The sequence below is a fragment of the Thalassotalea sp. G20_0 genome (assembly GCF_017744175.1).
In the GTDB taxonomy this organism is placed as follows: Bacteria; Pseudomonadota; Gammaproteobacteria; order Pseudomonadales; family Endozoicomonadaceae; genus Endozoicomonas.
This window is the reverse complement of record NZ_JAGHQV010000244.1, coordinates 1-1,076: the sequence shown is the minus strand read 5'-3', so window position 1 is coordinate 1,076 and position 1,076 is coordinate 1. Positions and strand designations below refer to the sequence as shown.

Annotated in this window: 1 protein-coding gene; it reads left to right on the top strand. The window is 49.5% G+C overall.

Features of this window, described 5'->3' with window-relative positions:
- The coding region (locus tag J7438_RS25825; RefSeq protein WP_209278902.1) for a type IV pilus assembly protein FimV at window positions 1-1,076 on the top strand (1,076 nt) is incomplete at both ends.

Sequence of the window (1,076 nt, the reverse complement as noted above, 5' to 3'; positions counted from 1 at the left end):
ACACATTGCTTTTAACCTGTTAGATATCAAGGGCGGGAAAACGCCACAAGTTGTCAAGAACAACGCCTCGGCAAAAACACCCGGTGACAGTGCTAAAAAGCAGGCGTTGGCCACATTAAGCAGTAAACTGAAGTCGTATGAACAGGAACCGAACCATTCTTCCGATCAATCGGTTCATCAGGATACCTCATCGTCAAAGACCTCTGGAGATGTTGCCAAAGCGCAGGCATTGGCAGCATTGCGTAAAAAACTGAATGGATATGAGCAGGCCAGGGAAAACCGGCAATCCGGGACAGCAGATAAAGTATTTACTGGAAGGATCAATCGTAACAAGGTTCAACCCTATTCAATGGCAGGGCAGAAAACCTACCGCGTTGCCAAAGGTGAAAGTCTAAGCTCCATAGCCATGAAGCTAAGCAACGCTTATCCGGGCAGCTGGCGAGAGGTAATGAAAGGTCTGGTGAGCAGTAACCCCGGCGCATTTATTGGCGGTGATATTAACAAGATACGTGTAGGAACCCGGTTAAACCTTCCTGACGCCGGTCATTCTGATCGTCTTGATAAAGCCATGCCCCGTGGCAATTTGATGGCAGGGCAGAAAACTTACCGGGTTGTCAAAGGTGACACGCTAAGCACTATCGCCATGAGGCTAAGCAAGGCTGACCCCGGCTCGATGGGCTGGCGGTGGATAATGAAAGGTCTGGTGAGAAATAACCTTGATGCATTTATCGGCGGTGATATCAACAAGATACCCGCAGGAACCCTGCTAAACCTCCCGGATGCCAGTCAAAATGATCATCTTTATAGGGTAGCGGCTGGCGACAATGTCAGTACGATTGCCTGGAGAATGCAGTATAAATATCCCCATCCCACTGGATGGCGAGGGGTGATGCAACAGATCGTTTATATGAACCCCAGGGCTTTCACTGACGGTAATCCAAACAGACTTCGGGCGAATGAAATACTGATCATGCCCGATGCCGGTGCTGTTGAGATTGAGGCGGAAAATCAGGAGTTGGCCGAGCAGCAGCCAGAAATTAAGAGGTCAAACGCTGATAGTCACCGTAAGCGGCAGG